The 20,410-nt window shown below is 64.6% G+C and carries 17 protein-coding genes; 11 read left to right on the top strand and 6 right to left on the bottom strand.

The window, feature by feature from the left end; all coding sequences use genetic code 11:
* The first annotated feature begins 74 nt into the window (after positions 1 to 74).
* Positions 75 to 362, top strand: coding sequence for a hypothetical protein (locus tag WN73_RS44165; protein ID WP_028172312.1), 288 nt, complete (start codon positions 75 to 77; stop codon positions 360 to 362).
* 228 nt (positions 363 to 590) lie between these two features.
* On the top strand, positions 591 to 1,361 hold the full coding sequence (locus WN73_RS44160) for an SDR family NAD(P)-dependent oxidoreductase (RefSeq protein WP_028172313.1): 771 nt from the start codon (positions 591 to 593) through the stop codon (positions 1,359 to 1,361).
* A gap of 251 nt (positions 1,362 to 1,612) precedes the next feature.
* On the opposite strand, the gene WN73_RS44155 is transcribed toward WN73_RS44160, so the two are convergent.
* The 3 genes from WN73_RS44155 to WN73_RS44145 are packed head-to-tail and all read right to left on the bottom strand — an operon-like array spanning position 1,613 to position 7,396.
* Positions 1,613 to 5,065 carry an error-prone DNA polymerase gene (locus WN73_RS44155; RefSeq protein ID WP_028172314.1) on the bottom strand — a complete coding sequence of 1,151 codons (3,453 nt, stop codon included), beginning with the start codon at positions 5,063 to 5,065 and terminating at the stop codon, positions 1,613 to 1,615.
* Positions 5,062 to 6,711, bottom strand: a complete 1,650-nt coding sequence (locus WN73_RS44150) for a Y-family DNA polymerase (RefSeq protein WP_039184086.1) — start codon at positions 6,709 to 6,711, stop codon at positions 5,062 to 5,064. Before WN73_RS44150 ends, WN73_RS44155 begins: the two co-directional genes overlap by 4 nt.
* A complete protein-coding gene (locus WN73_RS44145) occupies positions 6,611 to 7,396 on the bottom strand; it encodes an ImuA family protein (protein WP_028172316.1) in 786 nt (261 codons plus the stop codon). Before WN73_RS44145 ends, WN73_RS44150 begins: the two co-directional genes overlap by 101 nt.
* Before the next feature lie 166 nt (positions 7,397 to 7,562).
* Here WN73_RS44145 and WN73_RS44140 point away from each other — a divergent pair, with 166 nt between their 5' ends.
* Both WN73_RS44140 and WN73_RS44135 read left to right on the top strand, forming a co-directional pair.
* Positions 7,563 to 8,972, top strand: a complete 1,410-nt coding sequence (locus WN73_RS44140) for a UdgX family uracil-DNA binding protein (protein WP_028172317.1) — start codon at positions 7,563 to 7,565, stop codon at positions 8,970 to 8,972.
* A gap of 98 nt (positions 8,973 to 9,070) precedes the next feature.
* Positions 9,071 to 10,699 carry an inorganic phosphate transporter gene (locus tag WN73_RS44135; protein WP_028172318.1) on the top strand — a complete coding sequence of 543 codons (1,629 nt, stop codon included), beginning with the start codon at positions 9,071 to 9,073 and terminating at the stop codon, positions 10,697 to 10,699.
* Between the two features lie 172 nt (positions 10,700 to 10,871).
* Here the strand turns inward: WN73_RS44135 and WN73_RS44130 are convergent, their stop codons facing one another.
* Positions 10,872 to 12,044 carry a M20 aminoacylase family protein gene (locus tag WN73_RS44130; protein ID WP_011085805.1) on the bottom strand — a complete coding sequence of 391 codons (1,173 nt, stop codon included), beginning with the start codon at positions 12,042 to 12,044 and terminating at the stop codon, positions 10,872 to 10,874.
* 174 nt (positions 12,045 to 12,218) lie between these two features.
* On the opposite strand from WN73_RS44130, the gene WN73_RS44125 reads away from it, so the two are divergent.
* The 3 genes from WN73_RS44125 (at position 12,219) to WN73_RS44115 (ending at position 14,717) form a co-directional block, all read left to right on the top strand.
* Complete coding sequence (locus WN73_RS44125) at positions 12,219 to 13,838, top strand: GMC family oxidoreductase (RefSeq protein WP_028172319.1); 1,620 nt, start codon at positions 12,219 to 12,221, stop codon at positions 13,836 to 13,838.
* 147 nt (positions 13,839 to 13,985) lie between these two features.
* Entirely contained in the window at positions 13,986 to 14,348 is a 363-nt protein-coding gene (locus tag WN73_RS44120; RefSeq protein ID WP_011085803.1) for a hypothetical protein, read from the top strand.
* A 45-nt stretch (positions 14,349 to 14,393) separates the two neighbouring features.
* On the top strand, positions 14,394 to 14,717 hold the full coding sequence (locus tag WN73_RS44115; protein ID WP_011085802.1) for a putative quinol monooxygenase: 324 nt from the start codon (positions 14,394 to 14,396) through the stop codon (positions 14,715 to 14,717).
* Between the two features lie 22 nt (positions 14,718 to 14,739).
* On the opposite strand, the gene WN73_RS44110 is transcribed toward WN73_RS44115, so the two are convergent.
* Entirely contained in the window at positions 14,740 to 15,606 is an 867-nt protein-coding gene (locus WN73_RS44110; protein ID WP_271558446.1) for a helix-turn-helix transcriptional regulator, read from the bottom strand.
* A 179-nt stretch (positions 15,607 to 15,785) separates the two neighbouring features.
* Between WN73_RS44110 and WN73_RS44105 the strand changes: the two genes are divergently transcribed.
* The 4 genes from WN73_RS44105 (at position 15,786) to WN73_RS44090 (ending at position 18,531) form a co-directional block, all read left to right on the top strand.
* Complete coding sequence (locus WN73_RS44105) at positions 15,786 to 16,730, top strand: metallophosphoesterase family protein (protein WP_011085800.1); 945 nt, start codon at positions 15,786 to 15,788, stop codon at positions 16,728 to 16,730.
* 25 nt (positions 16,731 to 16,755) lie between these two features.
* On the top strand, positions 16,756 to 17,091 hold the full coding sequence (locus tag WN73_RS44100; protein ID WP_011085799.1) for a cupredoxin domain-containing protein: 336 nt from the start codon (positions 16,756 to 16,758) through the stop codon (positions 17,089 to 17,091).
* Between the two features lie 127 nt (positions 17,092 to 17,218).
* Entirely contained in the window at positions 17,219 to 17,767 is a 549-nt protein-coding gene (locus WN73_RS44095) for a sigma-70 family RNA polymerase sigma factor (RefSeq protein WP_211433399.1), read from the top strand.
* Positions 17,764 to 18,531 carry an anti-sigma factor family protein gene (locus WN73_RS44090; RefSeq protein WP_028172322.1) on the top strand — a complete coding sequence of 256 codons (768 nt, stop codon included), beginning with the start codon at positions 17,764 to 17,766 and terminating at the stop codon, positions 18,529 to 18,531. Before WN73_RS44095 ends, WN73_RS44090 begins: the two co-directional genes overlap by 4 nt.
* Before the next feature lie 395 nt (positions 18,532 to 18,926).
* Here the strand turns inward: WN73_RS44090 and hpnO are convergent, their stop codons facing one another.
* On the bottom strand, positions 18,927 to 20,318 hold the full coding sequence (gene hpnO, locus WN73_RS44085; RefSeq protein ID WP_011085794.1) for an aminobacteriohopanetriol synthase HpnO: 1,392 nt from the start codon (positions 20,316 to 20,318) through the stop codon (positions 18,927 to 18,929).
* Positions 20,319 to 20,410: the final 92 nt, after the last annotated feature.

Here is a 20,410-nt window from a genome sequence, read left to right as displayed (position 1 = left end):
GGAAAACCGCTGCGCACTTTACCGGATCATGCTGTACTTTTCGCGACCATGTCATGATCGCAGAAAGGAATGCAATGGCCGCCATCGATCCCCTTACCGCCGGCGCCGTGTTCATCGCAACGGCGGCCACCGACGCGGTCTATGTCATGTTCACCTCCGCCGTGATCGCGCGCAAGCGCGTGCCGGCGGCGAACTGGAGCGCGGTCTGGTACCTGCTCTCCTCCTACGCGGTGATCAGCTACACCGAAAACGCCTTCTATGTCGCTTTCGCGGCGCTCGGCTCCTGGGCCGGCGCCTACGTCTCGCTGACTTACCTGCACCGCCCGCCCGGCGGCCCGCCGGTGGGGGCGGCACCGGAGTGAGGTCGTCGCCGCAGGCAAAGCAACTAACCACACGCTCGGTGTCGTCCTGGCGAAAGCCAGGACCCATTACCCCGGTCGAATGTTGTTACAGCACATCTTGGCCACAACATCGCACAGCAGCGCAAGTTCGTGGTAATGGGTCCTGGCTTTCGCCAGGACGACATTGGAGGAGGCACTGCGCTTCGTTCGCGACGACGGCGCGCGACCAACAACAAGGAAGACAAAACAATGGATCTCGGTCTCAAGGGAAAGAACGCCATCGTGCTCGGCGGCACGCGCGGCATCGGGCGGGCGATTGCGGCGACGCTGGCCGGCGAAGGCGCCAATGTCGCGGTGTGCGCGCGCAATGCGGATCAGGTTGCCGCCACCGTCACTGAGCTGAAGACGAGCGGCATCCGCGCCACCGGCAGCTCGGTCGACGTCACCGACGGCGCGGCGTTGAAGTCCTGGGTCGAGGGCGCTGCAAAGGAGCTCGGCGGCATCGACATGCTGTTCTCCAATGCCGGCGCGATGGCGCAAGGTCAGGATGCAGCGTCCTGGGAGCAGAACTTCCGGCTCGACGTGCTCGGCGCCGTGCATGCGTTCGATGCCGCGCGACCGTTCCTCGAGGCGAGCGGCGAGACAAGCGGCGACGCAGCCTTCGTCATCATCGCCTCGATCTCGGCGGCACAGGCCGATCTCGCGAGCTCCTACGGCCCGATCAAGGCGGCGCTGATCCACATGGCCAAGGGGCTGGCGCGGCAATATGCGAAGAAGAAGATCCGCGTCAACGTGGTCTCGCCCGGCACCGTCTATTTCAAGGGCGGCGTCTGGAACACGATCGAGCAGAACATGCCCGAGCGCTACAAGGATGCGATGAAGCGCAACCCTACCGGCCGCATGGCAACGCCGCAGGAGATCGCAAGCGCGGCGGTGTTTCTGGCCAGCCCGGTGTCGGGGTTCACCACGGGATCCAATCTCGTCGTGGACGGCGCGATCTCGAACCGGGTGAATTTTTGAGGGGCACGCTGTCATCGCCTGCGAAGGCGGGCGGTCCAGTATTCCAGAGACAGTGCGGCTAGAACCGAGAGGCCGCGGCGTACTGGATACCCCGCCTTTGCGGGGTATGACGACTGAGAGTGAGGCGCGATCGCTTCAACAAACTCGTCATTGCGAGCGCAGCGAAGCAATCCAGAATCTTTCCGCGGCAACAGTCTGGATTGCTTCGCTACGCTCGCAATGACGGCGTGGCAGCATCCCGCGCGACAACCTCAATGAAAATCCCGCGACGGCGGCAGGATGCGGACGTTGCGAGGGTGGCGGATTTTCTGTGCCGGAGCATCCGCGTGGTCGCGGCGGTCGTCGTTGAGCGGCTCGATCAGCGCGTCGCCTGATGGCACCGGATGCTTGCGGGTCAGCGAGTCATTGGCAAGGCCGATCAGATCGTGCGAGCGGTCGACCATGCGCTGGGCGATGAGATGCGTCACCTTCTCGGGGCTGCTCTGGATATAGCCCTCGACCAGGATGAGGCGCGCGCCCATCACCTCCTTGCGGTACTGCTCCATGATCTTGGGCCACACCACGACATTGGCGATGCCGGTTTCGTCCTCCAGCGTCATGAACACGACGCCGCTGGCGCTGCCCGGCCGCTGCCGGACCAGCACCACGCCGGCGCAGCGGACGCGCCGCCGCTCGTTCTGATGATTGACGTCCTTGCAGGCGACGACGCGCTCGCGCGAAAACATCTCGCGCAGGAATTCCATCGGGTGGCCCTTCAGCGATAGCCGGATGGTCTGGTAGTCCGCGACCACCTGCTCGGAGTGCGGCATCAAGGGCAATGGCTTTGCATGCTCGTCGGGCTGCTCACGGGCGGTGGCAGCCTCGAACAGCGGCAACGGCACGTCATCTGGCAGCCGCCGCACCTGCCACAGCGCCTCGCGGCGATCGAGCCCGAGCGAACGGAAGGCGTCGGCATCGGCGAGCAGGATCAGCGCGCGCTTGGGCAGGCCGGTGTCGCGGGCGAAATCTTCGAGCGAGGTGAAGGGACGGCGGTTGCGGGCGGCGACGATGCGGTCGGCCCAGTCTAACGCTCCGCCGTCATTCCGGGGCGCGCCTCTTGGCGCGAGCCCGGAATCCATACTCCCGATCGTGGTTATGGATTCCGGGCTCGACGCTGACGCGTCGCCCCGGAATGACAGCTGGGAGTGTTTCAGGCGCTCCTCATCCTCGTCCAACCAATGAAAACCGTCGATCTGGCGGAAGCCGAGGCGTACCGCGCGATATTTGCCGCTCCCCTGCTCCAGCGTGTTCTGCGCAAAGCTGTAGGACACGTCGATGTCGCACACCTCGACGCCGTTCTTGCGGGCATCGCCGACGATCTGCGCCGGCGCGTAAAAGCCCATCGGCTGCGAGTTCAAGAGGCCGCAGCAGAACGCATCGGGATGATGATATTTCAGCCATGACGAAATGTAGACGAGCTGCGCAAAACTCGCGGCGTGGCTCTCCGGAAAACCGTAGGAACCAAAACCCTTGATCTGGTCGAAACAGCTTCTGGCGAAGTTGGGATCGTAGCCGCGCGCGACCATGTTGCCGATCAGCTTGTCTTCGTATTTGCCGATGGTGCCGACATTGCGGAAGGTCGCCATCGAGCGGCGCAGGCCGTTGGCCTCCTCGGAGGTGAATTTGGCCGCCTCGATCGCGATGCGCATTGCCTGCTCCTGGAACAGCGGCACGCCCTTCGTCTTGTGCAGCACCTTGTAGAGCTCGTCCGCGGGACCATGCTCGGGTGATGGCGAAGGATAGTTCACCTTCTCCTGGCCGTTCCGTCGCCGCAAATACGGATGCACCATGTCGCCCTGGATCGGCCCCGGCCGCACGATCGCGACCTCGATCACCAGGTCGTAGAAGGTCCGCGGCTTCAGGCGCGGCAGCATGTTCATCTGGGCGCGGCTCTCGACCTGGAACACGCCGAGCGACTCCCCGTCACACAGCATGTCGTAGACTTTGGGATCGTCCTGCGGAACGCTCGCCAGAACCCAGCGCTCGCCCTTGTGCTGGTCGATCAAGTCAAAACATTTGCGGATGCAGGTCAGCATGCCCAGCGCAAGCACGTCGACCTTCATCATGTTGAGCGCGTCGACGTCGTCCTTGTCCCATTCGATGAAGGTGCGGTCGTCCATCGCGGCGTTGCCGATCGGCACATAGGTGTCGAGCCGGTCCTGGGTGAGAACATAGCCGCCGACATGCTGGGAGAGATGGCGCGGGAATTCGATCAGCTCGGTCGCAAGCTCGACCGCGAGGTTGATCATGGGGTTTTGCGGATCAAGCCCGGCCTGCTTCACCTGCATGTCGTTGAGGCCACTGCCCCAGCTTCCCCAGACGGTGTCGGCGAGCGCGGCGGTGACGTCCTCGGTCAGGCCCAGCGCCTTGCCGACGTCGCGGATGGCGCTGCGCGGACGATAATGGATGATCGTGGCGATGATCGCGGCGCGGTGACGGCCATAGCGGCGATAGACATATTGCATCACCTCCTCGCGCCGCGAATGCTCGAAATCGACGTCGATGTCGGGCGGCTCCAGCCGCTCCTTGGAGATGAAGCGCTCGAACAAGAGATCGACCTTGGTCGGGTCGACCGAGGTGATGCCGAGCACGTAGCACACCGCTGAATTCGCCGCCGATCCCCGCCCCTGGCACAGGATGTTCTGGCTGCGCGCATAATGGACGATGTCGTGCACGGTGAGGAAGTAGTGCGCGTATTTCAGCTCGGCGATCAGCGCGAGCTCTTTCTCGAGCGTAGCACGCAGCTTGTCATCGATCTTGCCGGCGAAATATTTATCGACGCCCGCCCAGGTCAGATCCTCCAGATGCCCTTGCGCGGTCTTGCCCGGCGGCACCGGCTCGTCCGGATATTGATATCTAAGCTGGTCGAGCGAGAAGTCGATCTTGTTCGCAAAGCGCATGGTCTCCGCGATCGCGTCGGGGAAGTCACGGAACAGCCGCGACATTTCGCGCGGAGTTTTGAGAAAGCGCTCGGCATTGGCCTCGAGCTTTCGTCCGACCGCCTCGATCGTGGTCTTTTCCCGGATGCAGGTGAGCACGTCCTGGAGGGGACGGCGCGCAGGATCGTGATAGAGCACCTCGTTGGTCGCGAGCAGCGGCACCTTTGCCGTCGTCGCGAGATCGTCGAGCCGCGCCAGGCGGCGTCGGTCATCGCCACGATAGACCAGGCTCGCCGCCAGCCACACGCCCTCGGCGCGGGTCGCTTTGAGCTTTGCAAGGAAATCCAGCGCCTGCGCCGGCTCGAAGCGATGCGGCAGGGTCAAGACCAGGAGCTGGCCTTCCGAAAACGCGAGGAGATCGGAGAAGGCAAGACGGCACTCGCCCTTCTCGATCCGCGTGACGTCGTCGCCGCGCTTGCCCCGGGTCAGGAGCTGGCAGAGCCGGCCATAAGCGGCGCGGTCGCGCGGATAGACAAGAATGTCGGGCGTGCCGTCGATGAAGACGATGCGCGCGCCGATCAGCAGCTTCGGCTTGTGCAGCACCTTGTCATTGTCGAGCTCCTTGTAGGCCCGCACCACGCCGGCCAGCGTGTTGTGATCGGCGATGCCGATCGCGGAGATGCCGAGGATGCTCGCCTGGTGCACATAGGCCCGCGGATCCGAACCGCCCCGCAGGAAGGAGAAATTGGTGGTGATGCCGATCTCGGCATAAGCAGGCGTGTTCATGCGAAGAGACCGTGCACATACCAGTTGGGAGGAGCGGGCTTGCCGTCGGCGTCGAACACCTCTCCCTCGTAAAGACCGTCGCGAAAAATCCAGAAGCGCAGGCCTTCGGCATCCTCGATGCGGAAATAATCCCGCGTCAACTGCTTGCCGTCCTGACGCCACCATTCCATCGCGATGCGCTCGGGCCCTTCCACCCGCACCACCGCGTGTTTCGCGCGCCGCCAGGTGAATTGATGCGGCGGACCATCCGGCACGGTCGCGAACGGCACTGTGACCGGCTCCGGCTTGTCGAACAGCCGCAGGGGGCGCAGCGGCGGCTCGCCCTCGGCGCGCGCCGGCCATTCGGCCTGCATGGCGGCGGCAAGGTGATGCTGCGCCGGCGCGGCCAGCACCGCACATTCAGGGACATGCGTGTCCTGCGGCAGGTGCACGACGACGCGCTTTCCGCCGATCCGCGCCGCGATGCGGTCGATCAGCGCGGCGAGCTCGTCATTGTCGTGGACATGGGCGTCGAGATCGCGCTGCTCCTGCACCACGATCTCGGTGCGGCTCGCCGACAGCCGCACCATGTCGAAGCCGAAGCCGGGATCGAGGGGATCGGCGAGCGCATCGAGCCGCTCGCGGAACAGGCGGTCGATGACGGCGCTTCGCGTCACCGGCCGTCCGGTCTCGACCATGATCGCCCGCACCACGCCGTCGGTGCGGAAGAAGGCGGCTTCCAGCCGCCGCGCGCCCTTGCCCTGCTTCTCCATGGACGCGATCAACGTGTCGGCGAGCCGCGACAGCGTCATCGCGATCATCGTGTCGGTCGCGATCGGCTCGGCAAAGCGCTTCTCCACGATGTAGTCAGGCAGCGGCTTTCGCGGATTGATCGGCGCATCGCCCTGCCCCAGCGCGTGCGCGAGCAGCGTGGAGAACCGCGCGCCGAACCGCGCCGTGATCTCGTGGGCGCCGCGCGATGCGACATCGCCGATGGTCTTCAGGCCGGCACGGCGCAGGCCGGTGGTGATGGCCTCGCCCGCGCCGAGCGCGGACACCGGCAGCCGGCTGATCGCCTCCGCCTCCCCGCCATCGACGACGATGGTGCCGGAGACCTGGCGCGTCAGCGTCCGCGCGCAGACCGAGGTGCCGGCAATCGCCGCGCTGACGGCAAAGCCTTGTCGGCCGAGCGCGCGAATGAGCGTCTGCAACAGCGCGGCTTCGCCGCCGAACAGATGCGCGCAGCCGGTGATATCAAGGAACAGCCCGTGCGGCGGATCGAGCGCCACTAGCGGCGTGAAACGGTCGCACCAGTCGGCGATGTCGCTCAGCGTCTTCGCATCGGCGACGACATCGGCATCGAACACCCGCAAGTCCGGGCACATCGCCCGCGCATTGGCCAGGGGCTGGCCGATATGCAGGCCCAGCCGCGACGCCGCATCGTCAAGCGCATGGATCACCAGCGCATTGGTCTCTTTGATGACGACGATGCTGGGCTCGTCTTTTTGTTTTGACGCGTTTTCTTCACGCGAACCGGTACCCACTTCGCTCGAAAACGCTTTGGTCTTACCCAGCCCGCCGTTGAAGAACCGCTGGATCCGGTCGATGGGCAGGCGCGGCAGCCACAGGCTGAGAATACGTCGACGGTTCACTGAACTGGCACTCATCACATTTCCATTCCATGATCCACCGGCCGCACGGGCCATGACGATTGCGCAACAGCTCGGCATCGAAGCGCGGCGCGCCCCAGGCATTCCACATCGTGCCCGGCGGCGAATGCGCCGCGCGCAGCATCCATCTGGTCTCGGCAGTCGAGGGCAGCGGCTGCGCGGCCATCCGCAACAGCAGGCCGGTGACGCCGGAGCCTTGCGCGGCCAGCGTCAGCTTGCGGCTCGCCACGAGATCGAATTGCCGCGTCTCGCCCCAGAGCTCGAGCACGACCGCGCCGAGCGCATCGCAGGCCAGTGCATCGGCCGAAGTGCGCAGCGCACCCTCCACGTCGGCCGCGCGCACCATCACCACGCGGCGCGGGTCGAGGCCGAGCTCGGCGAGCCCGCTCATCGACAGCGCGCCGGCTTCCAGTTCCGAAAAATCCTGCCGCACCCACAACAGCGGCCGGCGCGCGGTCACGCGTCCCGCAACGCCCATGACAAACCCGGTCGCGGCGGCGCCCTGGCGCCCCTCGCAAAACACCTCGTGGATCGCCGCGCGCGCGAGCCCGCCCTTCAGCGCGCTGTCGACCTCGCCGTGGCCAAGCGCGACGCGATCATGCTGATGCACGACCTCCGCCGTCTCGATGCGCTCGATCTGGCTGCGCAAGGTCGCAAGCGCGCTTGTGCGTGCGCCGCTCATATACGCCGCTCCTTCAGAGGTGATTGCCGGTGGCTCTCAAAAAGAGAACCAGCGGCTGGCTCATTTGTTCATGATATGTTCTAATATAAAGCTAACGGCGCGCCTGGAGTCAATCGAATTGGCGCGCCCATGGATTCATGAGCGGAATCAAGAGGATTCGAGTGCCATGTACCTCGTCACCCTGGACAGCGAGACCGATTTCGACGGCTGGCGTAAAGCCGCACGCGCATTCGCGCTGCACCACGTCGCCCCAGCGGACGTGGTGTGGCACGTGCAAGGCCAGACGAAAGACCAGATGCCGCCCGGCCTGTCCGAAGCGCCGAGCCTTCCGCCGATCGAGACCGAGAGCACGTTCACCGTGCCGGCCAATTTCATCGAGCTTGCCCGCATCGCGATCCTGCATCGCGAGGGCGAGCGTTTTGCGCTGCTCTATCGCCTGCTCTGGCGGTTGAAGGCCGATCACGACCTGCTCGTAACGATGAGCGATCCCGACGTGGCGCAGGCAACCGCGATGGCTGGCAGCGTGCAACGCGATGCACAGCGGATGCGCGATCTCGTCCGCTTCCGCGAGATCGGGCGCGAGCAGAAGGCGCATTACGCCGCCTGGTTCGAGCCGGAGCATTACATCGTCGCATTCGCCGCGCCGTTCTTTGCGCGTCGTTTTGCCGACATGCCCTGGTCGATCCTCACGCCTGACGTTTGTGCCCATTGGAATGGTCACGCGATCTCCTTCACGCCCGGAATCAGCCGGACGGAGTGGCCGGCACCAGGCCGCCTGGAGGAAACCTGGCGGCGCCATTTCCAGCCCGGCCGGCTGATGACGACCGACGCGCCGGTGAAGCGCCGGAGGAACCTCCAGGACGCATCGGTACTTGGATCGATACTTGGACCCCTGCTCGCCGATGCCGAACGCTGGACCGGCGGACGGATCTCCCCACGTCCGGAAGCCATCATGGGACACAAAGCCGCCGCCAACGATCTCGAAGCGCTCCGCGAGGAGGCCGCGCATTGCCGTGCCTGCCCGCTCTACAAGGACGCGACGCAAACCGTGTTCGGCGAAGGCCCGAAAGACGCCACCATCATGCTGGTCGGCGAGCAGCCCGGCGACAAGGAAGACCTCGCCGGCCATCCCTTCGTCGGACCGGCCGGGCAGATGCTCGACCGCGCGCTGGAGGAAGCCGGCGTCGACCGCAAGAAGGTCTATGTCACCAATGCGGTGAAGCACTTCAAATTCGTGCCGCGCGGAAAGATCCGCCTGCACCAGAAGCCGGCAACACCGGAAATCAAAGCGTGCCGGCCATGGTTTGAGCGGGAAGTTGCGGCAATCCAGCCCGAGCTCATCGTCGCGATGGGCGCCACCGCCGCGCAAAGCGTATTCGGCAAGATCACCCCAATCGGCAAGACCCGCGGCCGGCTCATCGACCTTCCCGACGGCCGCAAGGCGCTGGTGACGGTGCACCCGTCCTATCTGCTGCGACTGCCCGACCCGGAAGCCAAAGTGCTGGAATATCAGCGCTTTGTCGAAGACCTGAAGATCGCCGCCAGCCTGCAGAGGAAATCCGCGCGCGCCGCCTAAATACGGGCGGGAAAACGCCTTTCAACCACCGCTTGTCATCCAGCCTTCAAATCCATCGCGGACAATACCCTTACCTGAAAGTTAAGGGGCGTCCAGACATGACCGATGTAGCATTCGACCGCGCGGTAGCCGATCCCGCGCCGATCCAGCCGGCCTCGCGGCCAAATCTCGACAAGGGCTTCAATCCGCTGACGATGATCCTGTTCTTCGGCATCCTCGCCGCGGGCCTGCTGTTCGTCGCCTACAGCATCTATGCCGACGTCAACGCGACCGGCACGCGGGTCACGACCTTCCTGCCCTACATCCTGCTGTTCGTCGCGCTGCTGATCGCGCTCGGCTTCGAGTTCGTCAACGGCTTCCACGACACCGCCAATGCGGTGGCGACCGTGATCTACACCCATTCGCTCCCGGCTGAAGTCGCCGTGATGTGGTCGGGCTTCTTCAACTTCCTCGGCGTGCTGCTGTCCTCCGGCGCGGTCGCCTTCGGCATCGTCTCGCTGCTGCCGGTCGAGCTGATCCTCCAGGTCGGCTCCAGCGCCGGCTTCGCAATGGTGTTCGCGCTGCTGATCGCCGCGATCCTGTGGAATCTCGGCACCTGGTATTTCGGCCTGCCCGCCTCGTCCTCGCACACGCTGATCGGCTCCATCATCGGCGTCGGCATCGCCAACGCCGTGATGCGCGGCCGCGACGGCACCTCGGGCGTGGACTGGAGCAAGGCTACCGAGATCGGCTACGCGCTGCTGCTGTCGCCGCTGGTCGGCTTCGCCTGCGCCGCCGTGCTGCTGCTGGTGCTCAAGTTCATCGTGCGCAACCCGGCTCTGTACGCCGCGCCCGAAGGCAACAAGGCTCCGCCGCTCTGGATCCGCGGCCTCCTGATCCTGACCTGCACCGGCGTCAGCTTCGCGCACGGCTCGAACGACGGCCAGAAGGGCATGGGCCTGATCATGCTGATCCTGATCGGCACCGTTCCAACCGCTTACGCGCTCAACCGCGCTCTGCCGGAATCCCAGGTCGCCCAGTTCCAGAAGACCTCGGATGCCGCCGCCAGGGTGATCTCGGCCAAGGGCGCCGGGCACAGCATCATCGGCGATCCCCGTCCGGCGGTGACGCAGTACATCGCGCTGCATCAGATCAACGAGGGCACCTATCCCTCGCTCGCCGTGCTGGTGAAGGATGTCGGCGACCAGGTCGCCAAATACGGCACGCTGAACAAGGTGCCGGCGGAAGCCGTCGGCAACACCCGCAACGACATGTACCTGACCTCGGAAGCGATCCGCTTCCTGATGAAGGACAAGGAGAACGATCTCAACAAGGACGAGGTCGCGACCCTGAACGCCTACAAGGGCTCGCTCGACGCCGCCACGAAGTTCATCCCGAACTGGGTGAAGATCGCGGTCGCCATCGCGCTCGGCCTCGGCACCATGATCGGCTGGAAGCGCATCGTCGTCACGGTCGGTGAGAAGATCGGCAAGACCCATCTCACCTACGCACAGGGCGCCTCCGCCGAGCTCGTCGCCGCCGCCACGATCGGTGCCGCCGACGTGTTCGGCCTGCCGGTCTCGACCACCCACGTGCTGTCGTCCGGCGTCGCCGGCACCATGGCCGCGAACGGCTCGGGCCTGCAGATGGCGACCATCCGCAACCTGCTGATGGCCTGGGTGCTGACGCTGCCCTGCGCGATCATGCTGTCGGCCACGCTCTACGTGATCTTCTCGCGAATCTTCTGAAGACCTCTCCTCTCCCTCTCCCCGTTCTTACGGGGAGAGGGTTGGGGTGAGGGGCTGCCTCCGCGATCACGGTGAGAGACGGACTCGCGGAGAGTCCCCCTCACCCGGATTTTACGCTTCGCGAAAAATCCGACCTCGCCCCGCAAGCGGGGCGAGGTGAAGGACGCCGCGCCTACGACGCTGCGAGCGACTCCTCGACCAGCTTGACCCAGTAGGACGTGCCGAACACGATCGCCTCGTCGTTGAAATTATAGGCGGGGTGATGCAGGCCGGCGCTGTCGCCGTTGCCGCAGAAGATGAAGGCGCCGGGGCGCGCTTCCAGCATATAGGCAAAATCCTCACCGCCCATCAGCGGCGGCATCTCGTGCACATTGGCTTCGCCCGCGACCTGCCTTGCGATACGCCGCGCCACCTCGGTCTCCGCGGCGTGGTTGTTCACGACGGGATAGTTGCGCTTGTAGTGCAGGTCGATCTTCGCGCCGGTGATCTGCGCCACGCCCGCCACCACTTCGTGCACGCGCTTCTCGACCAGCTTGCGCACGTCCGGCGACAGCGTGCGGATGGTGCCCCTCAGCGTCGCGGTCTGCGGAATGACGTTGCGGGCGTTGCCGGCGTGGAATTCGCAGATCGAGATCACGGCCGATTCCAGCGGATCGACGCTGCGCGCCACGATCGACTGCAACGCGGTGATCACCTGCGCGCCGACCAGCACGGAATCGATGCATTTGTGCGGTCGCGCGGCATGGCCGCCGAGGCCCTCGATCATGATATCGACCTCGTCGGTCGCCGCCATGATCGGGCCCGGCCGGATCGCGAACGAGCCGATCGGGATGCCCGGGCCGTTATGCATGCCGTAGACCTGCTCGATGCCGAAGCGCTCCATCAGCCCGTCCTTGACCATGGCCGCGCCGCCGGCACCGCCCTCCTCGGCCGGCTGGAAGATCACGACAGCATCGCCGGCAAAATTCCGGGTCTCGGCGAGGTAGCGGGCCGCCCCAAGCAGCATCGCGGTGTGGCCGTCATGGCCGCAGGCGTGCATCTTGCCCGGATTCTTCGAGGCGTAAGGCAGGTTGGTCTGCTCCTCGACCGGCAGCGCGTCCATGTCGGCGCGCAGGCCGATGGTCTTCAGCCCTTCGCCGGCTGGCTTGTTGCCCTTGATCACGCCGACCACGCCGGTCTGGCCGAGGCCGGTCACGACCTCATCGCAGCCGAATTCACGCAGGCGGTCCGCGACGAATGCTGCGGTGCGGTGAACGTCATACAGCAATTCGGGATGCTGGTGGATGTCCCGGCGCCAGGCCTGAATATCGGGTTGAAGGTCGGCGACGCGGTTCACGATGGGCATGGATGGTCTCAAGCTTTGTTGGGAATACAGGACTGTCTACCATGCAAGCCGCAGTCCACCTAACCGCCGCGGATCGGGGGGAGCCCTGCCCTCTCGTCATGGCCGGACTTGTCCCGAACCGCTGCGTCTGCCTATTAGGACGGAACATCAAGTGACCATCCGGGTGGAAGCAGAATGCCAAGGCGGCTCGAAGGTGAGTTTGACTACATTGTCGTCGGGGCAGGCACGGCAGGATGCATTCTCGCCAACCGCCTGTCGGCCGATCCGAAAAATCGCGTCCTCATTCTCGAAGCCGGCGGCGACGACAACTGGATCTGGTTCCACATTCCGGTCGGCTACCTCTTCGCGATCGGCAATCCGCGCTCGGACTGGATGTTCAAGACCGAGGCCGAGCCGGGCCTGAACGGCCGCGCGCTGGCCTATCCCCGCGGCAAGGTGATCGGCGGCTGCTCGGCGATCAACGCCATGATCTCGATGCGCGGACAGGCCGCCGATTACGACCATTGGCGCCAGCTCGGCATGACCGGCTGGGGCTATGACGACGTGCTGCCGCTGTTCAAGCGGATCGAGGATCACTTCCTGGGCGCGAGCGAGCATCACGGCGTCGGCGGGGGCTGGCGCATCGAGGCGCCGCGGCTGTCGTGGGAGGTTCTCGATGCCGTCGGCGATGCCGCAGAAGAAATGGGCATCAAGCGCATCCCGGATTTCAACACCGGCGACAACGAAGGCACCAGTTATTTCCACGTCAACCAGAAGCGCGGCCGGCGCTGGTCCTCGGCGCGCGGCTTCCTCAAGCCCGCGCTGAACCGGCCCAACCTGCGGCTCGAGAAGCACGTGCTGGTCGACCGTCTCATCATCGAGCAGGGCCGCGCCGTCGGCGTGCGTTTCGTCCAGAACGGCGAGATCATCGAAGCGCGCGCGAAGCGCGAGGTGATCCTGTCGGCCGGCGCGATCGGCTCGGTGCAGGTGCTGCATCGCTCCGGCATCGGGCCTGCCGACTGGCTGTCGCCGCTCGGCATCGACGTGATGATGGACAAGCCCGGTGTCGGCCGCAATCTGCAGGACCATCTCCAGCAGCGCGCGATCTACAAGGTCGAGGGTGTGCGCACGCTGAACGAGACCTATTACAACCTGTTCCGCCGCGGCCTGATGGGGCTCGACTACGCCTTCCGCCGCCGCGGACCGCTGACGATGGCGCCGTCGCAACTCGGCATCTTCACGCGTTCCGATGCGACGCGCGCACGCGCCAACATCCAGTTCCACGTACAGCCGCTGTCGCTCGACAAGTTCGGCGATCCCCTGCACCGCTTCCCCGCCATCACCGTGAGCGCCTGCAACTTGCAGCCAACCTCGCGCGGCACCGTGCGGCTGCGCTCGGCGAGCCCGGACGAGAAGCCGATCATCGCGCCGAACTACCTGTCGACCGACGACGACCGCCAGGTCGGCGCCGACGCCATCCGCACCACCCGCCGCCTGATGCAGCAGAAGGCGCTGGCAAAATATCACCCGAGCGAATATCTGCCCGGCCCTTCCGTCGGCGACGACGATGCCTCGCTCGCCAAAGCCGCGGGCGATATCGGCACCACCATCTTCCATCCCGTCGGCACGGCGAAGATGGGCGCGGCGAACGATCCGATGGCGGTGGTCGACGAACGTCTCCGCTTCTACGGCCTCAGCGGCCTTCGCATCGTCGATGCCTCGATCATGCCGACGATCACGTCGGGCAATACCAACACGCCGACCGCAATGATCGCCGAGAAAGGTGCGACGATGATCTTGGAGGATGCGAAGTAAGTCAAACTTCCAGTCCTTAGGTCGAATGATTTCGTTTTTGACTTCCCACGTCATCGACCGCCCGTCGGCCTGCAGGTATGAGGGCCAGGCGCAGCGCGGACAGGCGTCTGCGCTCTCAGCGGGTGACGCAAGACGAGGAAGCAAAAAATGAATTTGAACGAGCTTGCCGATCGATATGTGGCTGTGTGGAACGAGCGGGACTCTGAAAAGCGGAAGCGACAAGTCGCGGAATTATGGATTCCGCAAGGTGAGCACTATGTCGAGTCGCGCAAGGTCGTTGGGCATGATGCGCTCGAGCTGCGCATCATTGAATCGCACAACGAATTCGTGCGCGATGCGGGAAATCGCTTTCGCGCAGTGCCCGGCGCTCGCCGGGAAGGCAACGTGGTGGCATTCTATTGGGAGATGTTGCCAGCCAACGCGGATACCGTGCTGGGCAAAGGCCTGGAATTCGTTGTCGTCTCGGATGCTGGAAAGATAGTCCAGGACTACCAGTTCTATCCGGCCTGACAGGCCCGCATCGCAATGTCCGACGACACGAAGGCGGAGTGATTCATGCCCGTTTCATATGCCATCGAGTTTCAAGTTGTCCCCGGCAAGCGGGAGGAATTTCTGGAGCGCCTCTGTGAAGTCCTGGACGCGATGAAGGTCGAGACGACATATTGTGAGGCGGTCCTGCACCAGGATCCGACGTCCGAAAACCACTTCATGCTCTACGAGACGTGGGACAACCACGATGATGTCGTCAACGTGCAACTGAACCGTCCCTACCGGCACGCGTGGCATGATGCTCTCCCGAGAATACTGGCGAGTGAGCGCAAAATCGGCGTGTGGGAACCAATCAGGGCGGATCCGAAGCGCTCCCCGAAGACCAGATGACCTCGTGGAGAGTCGGGCGGCGCTATCTGCGCATGAGCACGTACTCTCTGGCGCCTGCCCGTCCCCTCTCGACAGCGACCGGCGATGTCTGATCGACAAGCTCCGACTGCATCAGGTTTGCAAGCTCGATCGTACGGTTGTCTGCCGGAAACAGCATTTCGAGGGCGAGTTCGGCCAAGGTGATGTCAGTGGCGGTGCCGAAGACGGTCACGGTATTCAAAAAGGACATGGTGCCGAGGCGCGTCGTGATACGCAGCGGGGTGGCTAGCCGCTCGGACTGCTCGAAGCCCATGCTGGTGGTCGAGTCTGACGGGGCGGGATACGCTGCGACCTCTGCGAGCAGATTTTGCAGCCAGGGATCGGCGCCGGCCTCGATCTGCTGACGCAGCACGCTCAAGCAATAGGCGCGCCATGCCGCGAGGTTCAGGATTCGCGGTCCCATGCCTGCCGGATGCAGCATGAGACGCATCGCGTTGATGGGTGGCTCTAGGAGTGCTTCCGAACATCCTTCATAGAGCTGGGGAAGAGCGCCATTTGAAAGCACCACGTTCCAACGCCGATCCACTGCGAAGGCGGGAAAGGGCTTGTGTGCCTCGAGAATGCGATCCATCGCCGCCCTCGCTGCTTCGAGGCCGTCGATCGACGTCTCCTCGTACGCTGGCGCAAACCCCGCCGCGAGCAGCAATCTGTTGCGATCCCGAAGCGGAACATCGAGAAGGTCTGTCAGACGGTTGATGATGGCCCGGCTTGGTTGCGCTTTCCCGGTTTCGAGGCATGACAAATGCCGGGTTGAGCTATTGGCCGCGAGAGCCAGATCAGTCTGCGTGAGGCGTCGCCGCTCGCGCCAACGTCTCAAGAGGATCCCGAAAGGAAGCTGGTGCGCTGTCATGGGGCCAGCCTAGCTTTGAGCCCAGCCATAGAAAATGACCTCCGAGGTCAAGATTTCCATGCTTTCCAAGTCGCGGCACCTCCCGACTTCACGAAATCGTCATCCGATCCGGGAATAAACCCCGCCCTCCCCCAATCACCTCCCCGAAGCCCAATTCCGGGCGAAGTGGAGACGTTGCGATGAGCGGACACGATCACGGGGATGACGGCGTCAACCGCCGCAAGGTGCTGGAATGCATGACCTGGGCCGGCACCGGGGTGCTCTGGACCATCACGGGCGGCGTGCCGCGCTCGCTCGGCATCATCGATTCCGCGCAAGCCGCCACCGCGGCCGCGCCCGGCATGACCTTCCTCCAGATCAGCGACAGCCATGTCGGCTTCGACAAGCCGGCCAATCCCAACGCGCTCGGCACGCTGGAGGAAGCCATCAACAAGATCAACGCGATGCCGGCCAAGCCGTCGTTCATGATCCACACCGGCGACATCACCCATCTGTCGAAGGCCGCCGAGTTCGACAATGCCGAACGCATCATCTCGCAGACCAAGCTCGACGTGCACTACGTCCCCGGCGAGCATGACTTCATCGACGAGGAGGTGAAGCTCTATCGCGAGCGCTACGGCCGCGGCACCAAGGGGCACGGCTGGTACTCCTTCGATGCCGGCGGCGTGCACTTCGTCGGCCTCGTCAACGTCGTCGACCTCAAGGCCGGCGGCCTCGGCAATCTCGGCGCCGAGCAGCTTGCCTGGCTGGAGGACGACCTGCGCGGCAAGTCGAAATCGACGCCGGTCGTGCTGTTCGCCCACATCCCGCTCTGGACCGTCTATCCGGAATGGGGCTGGGGCACCGAGGATGGCGGCCGCGCGCTCGAATACGTCAAGGGCTTCGGCTCGGTCACCGTGCTGAACGGCCACATCCACCAGGTGATGCAGAAGGTCGAAGGCAACGTCACCTTCCACACCGCGCGCTCGACCGCCTTCCCGCAGCCGGCGCCGGGGGCAGCTCCTTCGCCCGGACCGATGAAGGTCGAGGACGCAAGGCTGCGCTCGATGCTCGGCGTCGCCAGCATCAACTTCAAGCAGAACGAGCAGCGGCTCGCGATCATCGACACACCGCTCCAGGGCTGAATCCAAGGTTGAATGGAAGCTGACAATGAAGACACTCAATCGCCGCGACTTCGGCGTCGACCTCGGTCTCGCTCTGGCCGCGGCCGTCCTGCTGCCCGCAACAACCGCCCGGGCCGACGACATGGACGTGCACATCGACAATTTCGTTTTCCAGCCGGCCGAGCTCAAGATCAAGGTCGGCGCCACCGTGACCTGGACCAACCGGGACGACATCCCGCACACGATCGTCTCGGCCGGCAAGTTCAGGTCCAAGACCCTGGACACCGACGACAAGTTCTCGTTCACCTTCACCAATGCGGGCGACTACAAATATTTTTGTTCGTTGCACCCGCACATGACGGGGATGATCAAGGTTGAGTAACGTCTCCAACCAAGGCATCAACGTCTTGCCCGGCCGGTGGTCCCACGCCGGCCGGGCTCGTGTGCGTTCCGTCACACACAGGGACGGAACGAAGCCACAGGCAGAACAAGAGGCAAAGCGAGGAGCGATGCCCGCCACCGACGATCTGCAGAAGGCGCAGCGCTTCCGCGAAGCGGCGCTGCCCTATCTCGACGACGTCTACACGCTCGCGCGCTATCTGCTGCGCGACGCCTCCGATGCCGAGGACGCGGTGCAGGAGTGCTATCTGCGCGCGCTGAAGCACTTCGACAGCTATCGCGGGCCGGCGATGAAGCCCTGGCTGTTCGCGATCCTGCGCAACGTCTGCAACGCAGAATATGCGCGTCGCGCGCACAGGCCCAGCGCGATCGAGGATACGCCCGGCGCCGCCGAGCAGACGCCGATCTGGCAGGAGACCGGGGCAAGCCCGGAAACCGAAGTGCTGCGCAGCCGCGATGCCGGCGCCATCCGCAAGCTGATCGATGCGCTCGCCGAGCCGTTCAAGGAAACCTTCGTGCTGCGCGAGATCAACAACCTGTCCTATCGTGAAATCGCCGAGGCCGTCGGCGCCCCCGTCGGCACCGTGATGTCCCGCCTCGCCCGCGCCCGCGCCATGCTGCGCGCGGCCTGGACGGCGGAAGAGGAGCATCCAAGATGACCTGCGACGAGGCAAGAATCCTGCTTCACGCGCTGATCGACAACGAGCTCGATGCCGGCCACGCGCGCGAAGTCGAAGCCCATATCGCCGGCTGCCCGGCCTGCGCCGCGGAGCTTGCGGCACAACGCGACATGCAGCGCGTGCTGGCCGACACCAATCTGCGCTACACCGCACCGGCGAGCCTGCGCGCCCGCATCGAGGCCTCGATGCCTCAGCCGCAGCGCCTGCAACCGACCCGCCGCTCCGTGCTGCGCGGCTTTGCGATGGGCTCGGCGGTCTCCGCGCTCGCCGCCTCCGGCGTCGTCGCCGTGGTGCTGCGCCAGGACGACCAGCAGCGCATCCTGTCGGAGGTCGTCTCCGCCCATCTACGCTCGCTTCAGGCCGGCCATCTCACCGACGTGATCTCGACCGACCAGCACACCGTCAAACCCTGGTTCAACGGCAAGCTCGACGTCGCCCCGCCCGTGATCGACCTCACCGCGCAGGGTTTTACGCTGGTCGGCGGCCGGCTCGACTATATCGACGCCCGCGCCATCGGCGCCGTCGTCTACCGGCGCCGGCAGCACGTGATCAACCTGTTCGTGTCGCAGACCTCGAGCACCGAACACCGGCCGCCGAAGACCCAGACCATGCAGGGCTTCAACTGCCGCCGCTGGGGCGATCGCGGCCTGAATTTCTGGGCGGTCAGCGATCTCGGCGCCGACGAGCTCGCCGAGTTCGTCGACAAGTTCGGGGCGGCGATGAAGGTGAATGTGGAGGGGTAGCTTCTTCAGTCAAGGTGACGCTGGAGATCAAGCGCTCGCACTGCCACGACAAATGCCACCATCAGGATCGACGCCATGGCGGCAACCATGGCCGCGATCCTGAAGCGCTTAAGGTACATCAAGCAGGCCTCGGACAGAGCAGGCTCGTAAGGAAGGTGCACTGTACGCATGGACGCACGTATGGCGGTGAGAGGTCCGACTATGTGGGGTTTAGGCACCGATCGCTTGTAACTATCATAGCTGAGCCAAGCGAAAGAGACGGATATCGCGAACGTCAGAAATAAGAGAACCGAGACAAGCGCAATCATCGATCGCATAGAACGAGATCTCTACCCTTGCCCGCATTGCGCGAGGCCAAGCGCTCCCGCAAACTATATCGATAACGCGGACGGTGCCTAAGCCGACCTTCGCACCGCGTTGTCCACCAGCGTCTTGCCGAGCGACCAGATCGCACCGGGGACCTTGTGGCTGCCGGCGATGACGTCGTCGAAGGCGCGCTCGATCCAGCCGCAGTCTTCCTCGGTGATGGTGAGCGGCGGCAGCAGCTTGATGGTGTGGCTGCCGTGGCCGGCGACCTGCGTCAGGATCTTGTGATCCTTGAACAGCGGCACGGTGATGAGCTGGCAGAACAGGCCCTTGTTGGCGGCCTCCAGCACGTTCCAGGACGCCCGCAGGCGCAGCGACTTCGGCGGGCCGAACTCAACGCCGATCATCAGGCCCTTGCCGCGCACTTCCTTCATCAGCTCGTAGCCGGGCACCATGCGCGTCAGCGCAAGGCGCAGCTCGGCGCCGCGCTTGGCGGCGGACTCGATCAGCTTCTCGGACTCCATGACATCGAGCGTGGCGATGCCCGCGGCCATCGCCAGATCGTTCTTGGAGAAGGTGGAGCCGTGCACCACCGCGCGATCCATCTGGTTGAAGATCTTGTCGAAGATGCCCTTGCGCGTCAGCACCGCGCCGACCGGCACGTGGCCGCCCGACAGCGACTTCGACAGCAGCACCATGTCGGGCTCGACGTTCCAGTGCTCGACCGCGAGGAAGCGGCCGGTGCGGCCCATGCCGGTCTGGATCTCGTCGGCGACGAACAGCGTGCCGTATTTCTTGCAGAGTGCTGCCGCACCGGGCAGGAACTCGTCGGTGGGCATGTTGACGCCCTTGCCCTGGATCGGCTCGACGACGAAGGCCGCGACCTCGCGCGAGGCCAGCGCCTTTTCGAGCGCGGCGAGATCGTTGAAGGGGACCGGGGTGCAGCCGGGCAGCAGCGGCTCGAAACCGGTGCGGAAGTTCGAGTCACCCGTCAGCGACAGCGCGCCATAGGTCAGGCCGTGATAGCCGTGGGCGCAATAGACGATGCCGGGACGGCCGGTGGCGCCACGTGCGAACTTGATCGCGGCCTCGACGCATTCCGCCCCGGAATTGGCGAAGAACGCCTTGTCGAGATAGGGAACGTATTTCAGGAGGCGCTCGGCGAGCACGCCGGCGAGCGTCGAGACGTCGAACTGGACGAGGTTGGGCAGGTCGGCATCGAGCACGCTCTTGAGCGCATCGCGCATGACCGGATGATTGCGCCCGATCGCAAACACGCCAAAGCCGGACAACAGGTCGAGATAGCGCGCCCCGTCGCGGTCGTAGAGGTACTGCCCCTGCCCCTTCTGGAAGCCGACGTCGTAGCCGATGGTCTTGAGAACCCGAACGAACTGCTCGTTCAGATACCGATTATGCAGGGCACTGCGCTGGGCCTGACGGTCCGCGAACAGTTGAGACATGTCTGGATTTGGGCTGTGCATCCGCTACATACTTCGGTTGAGGGCCGTCTCGTCAACTGGAAACGGACCGTTACAGAAAACGGTCTGTGCGGCCTTTTGCCCTTTTTCGGACC

This window comes from Bradyrhizobium sp. CCBAU 45394 (assembly GCF_028128655.1).
GTDB lineage: Bacteria > Pseudomonadota > Alphaproteobacteria > Rhizobiales > Xanthobacteraceae > Bradyrhizobium > Bradyrhizobium diazoefficiens.
This window is presented reverse-complemented; position numbering and strand designations above follow the sequence as displayed.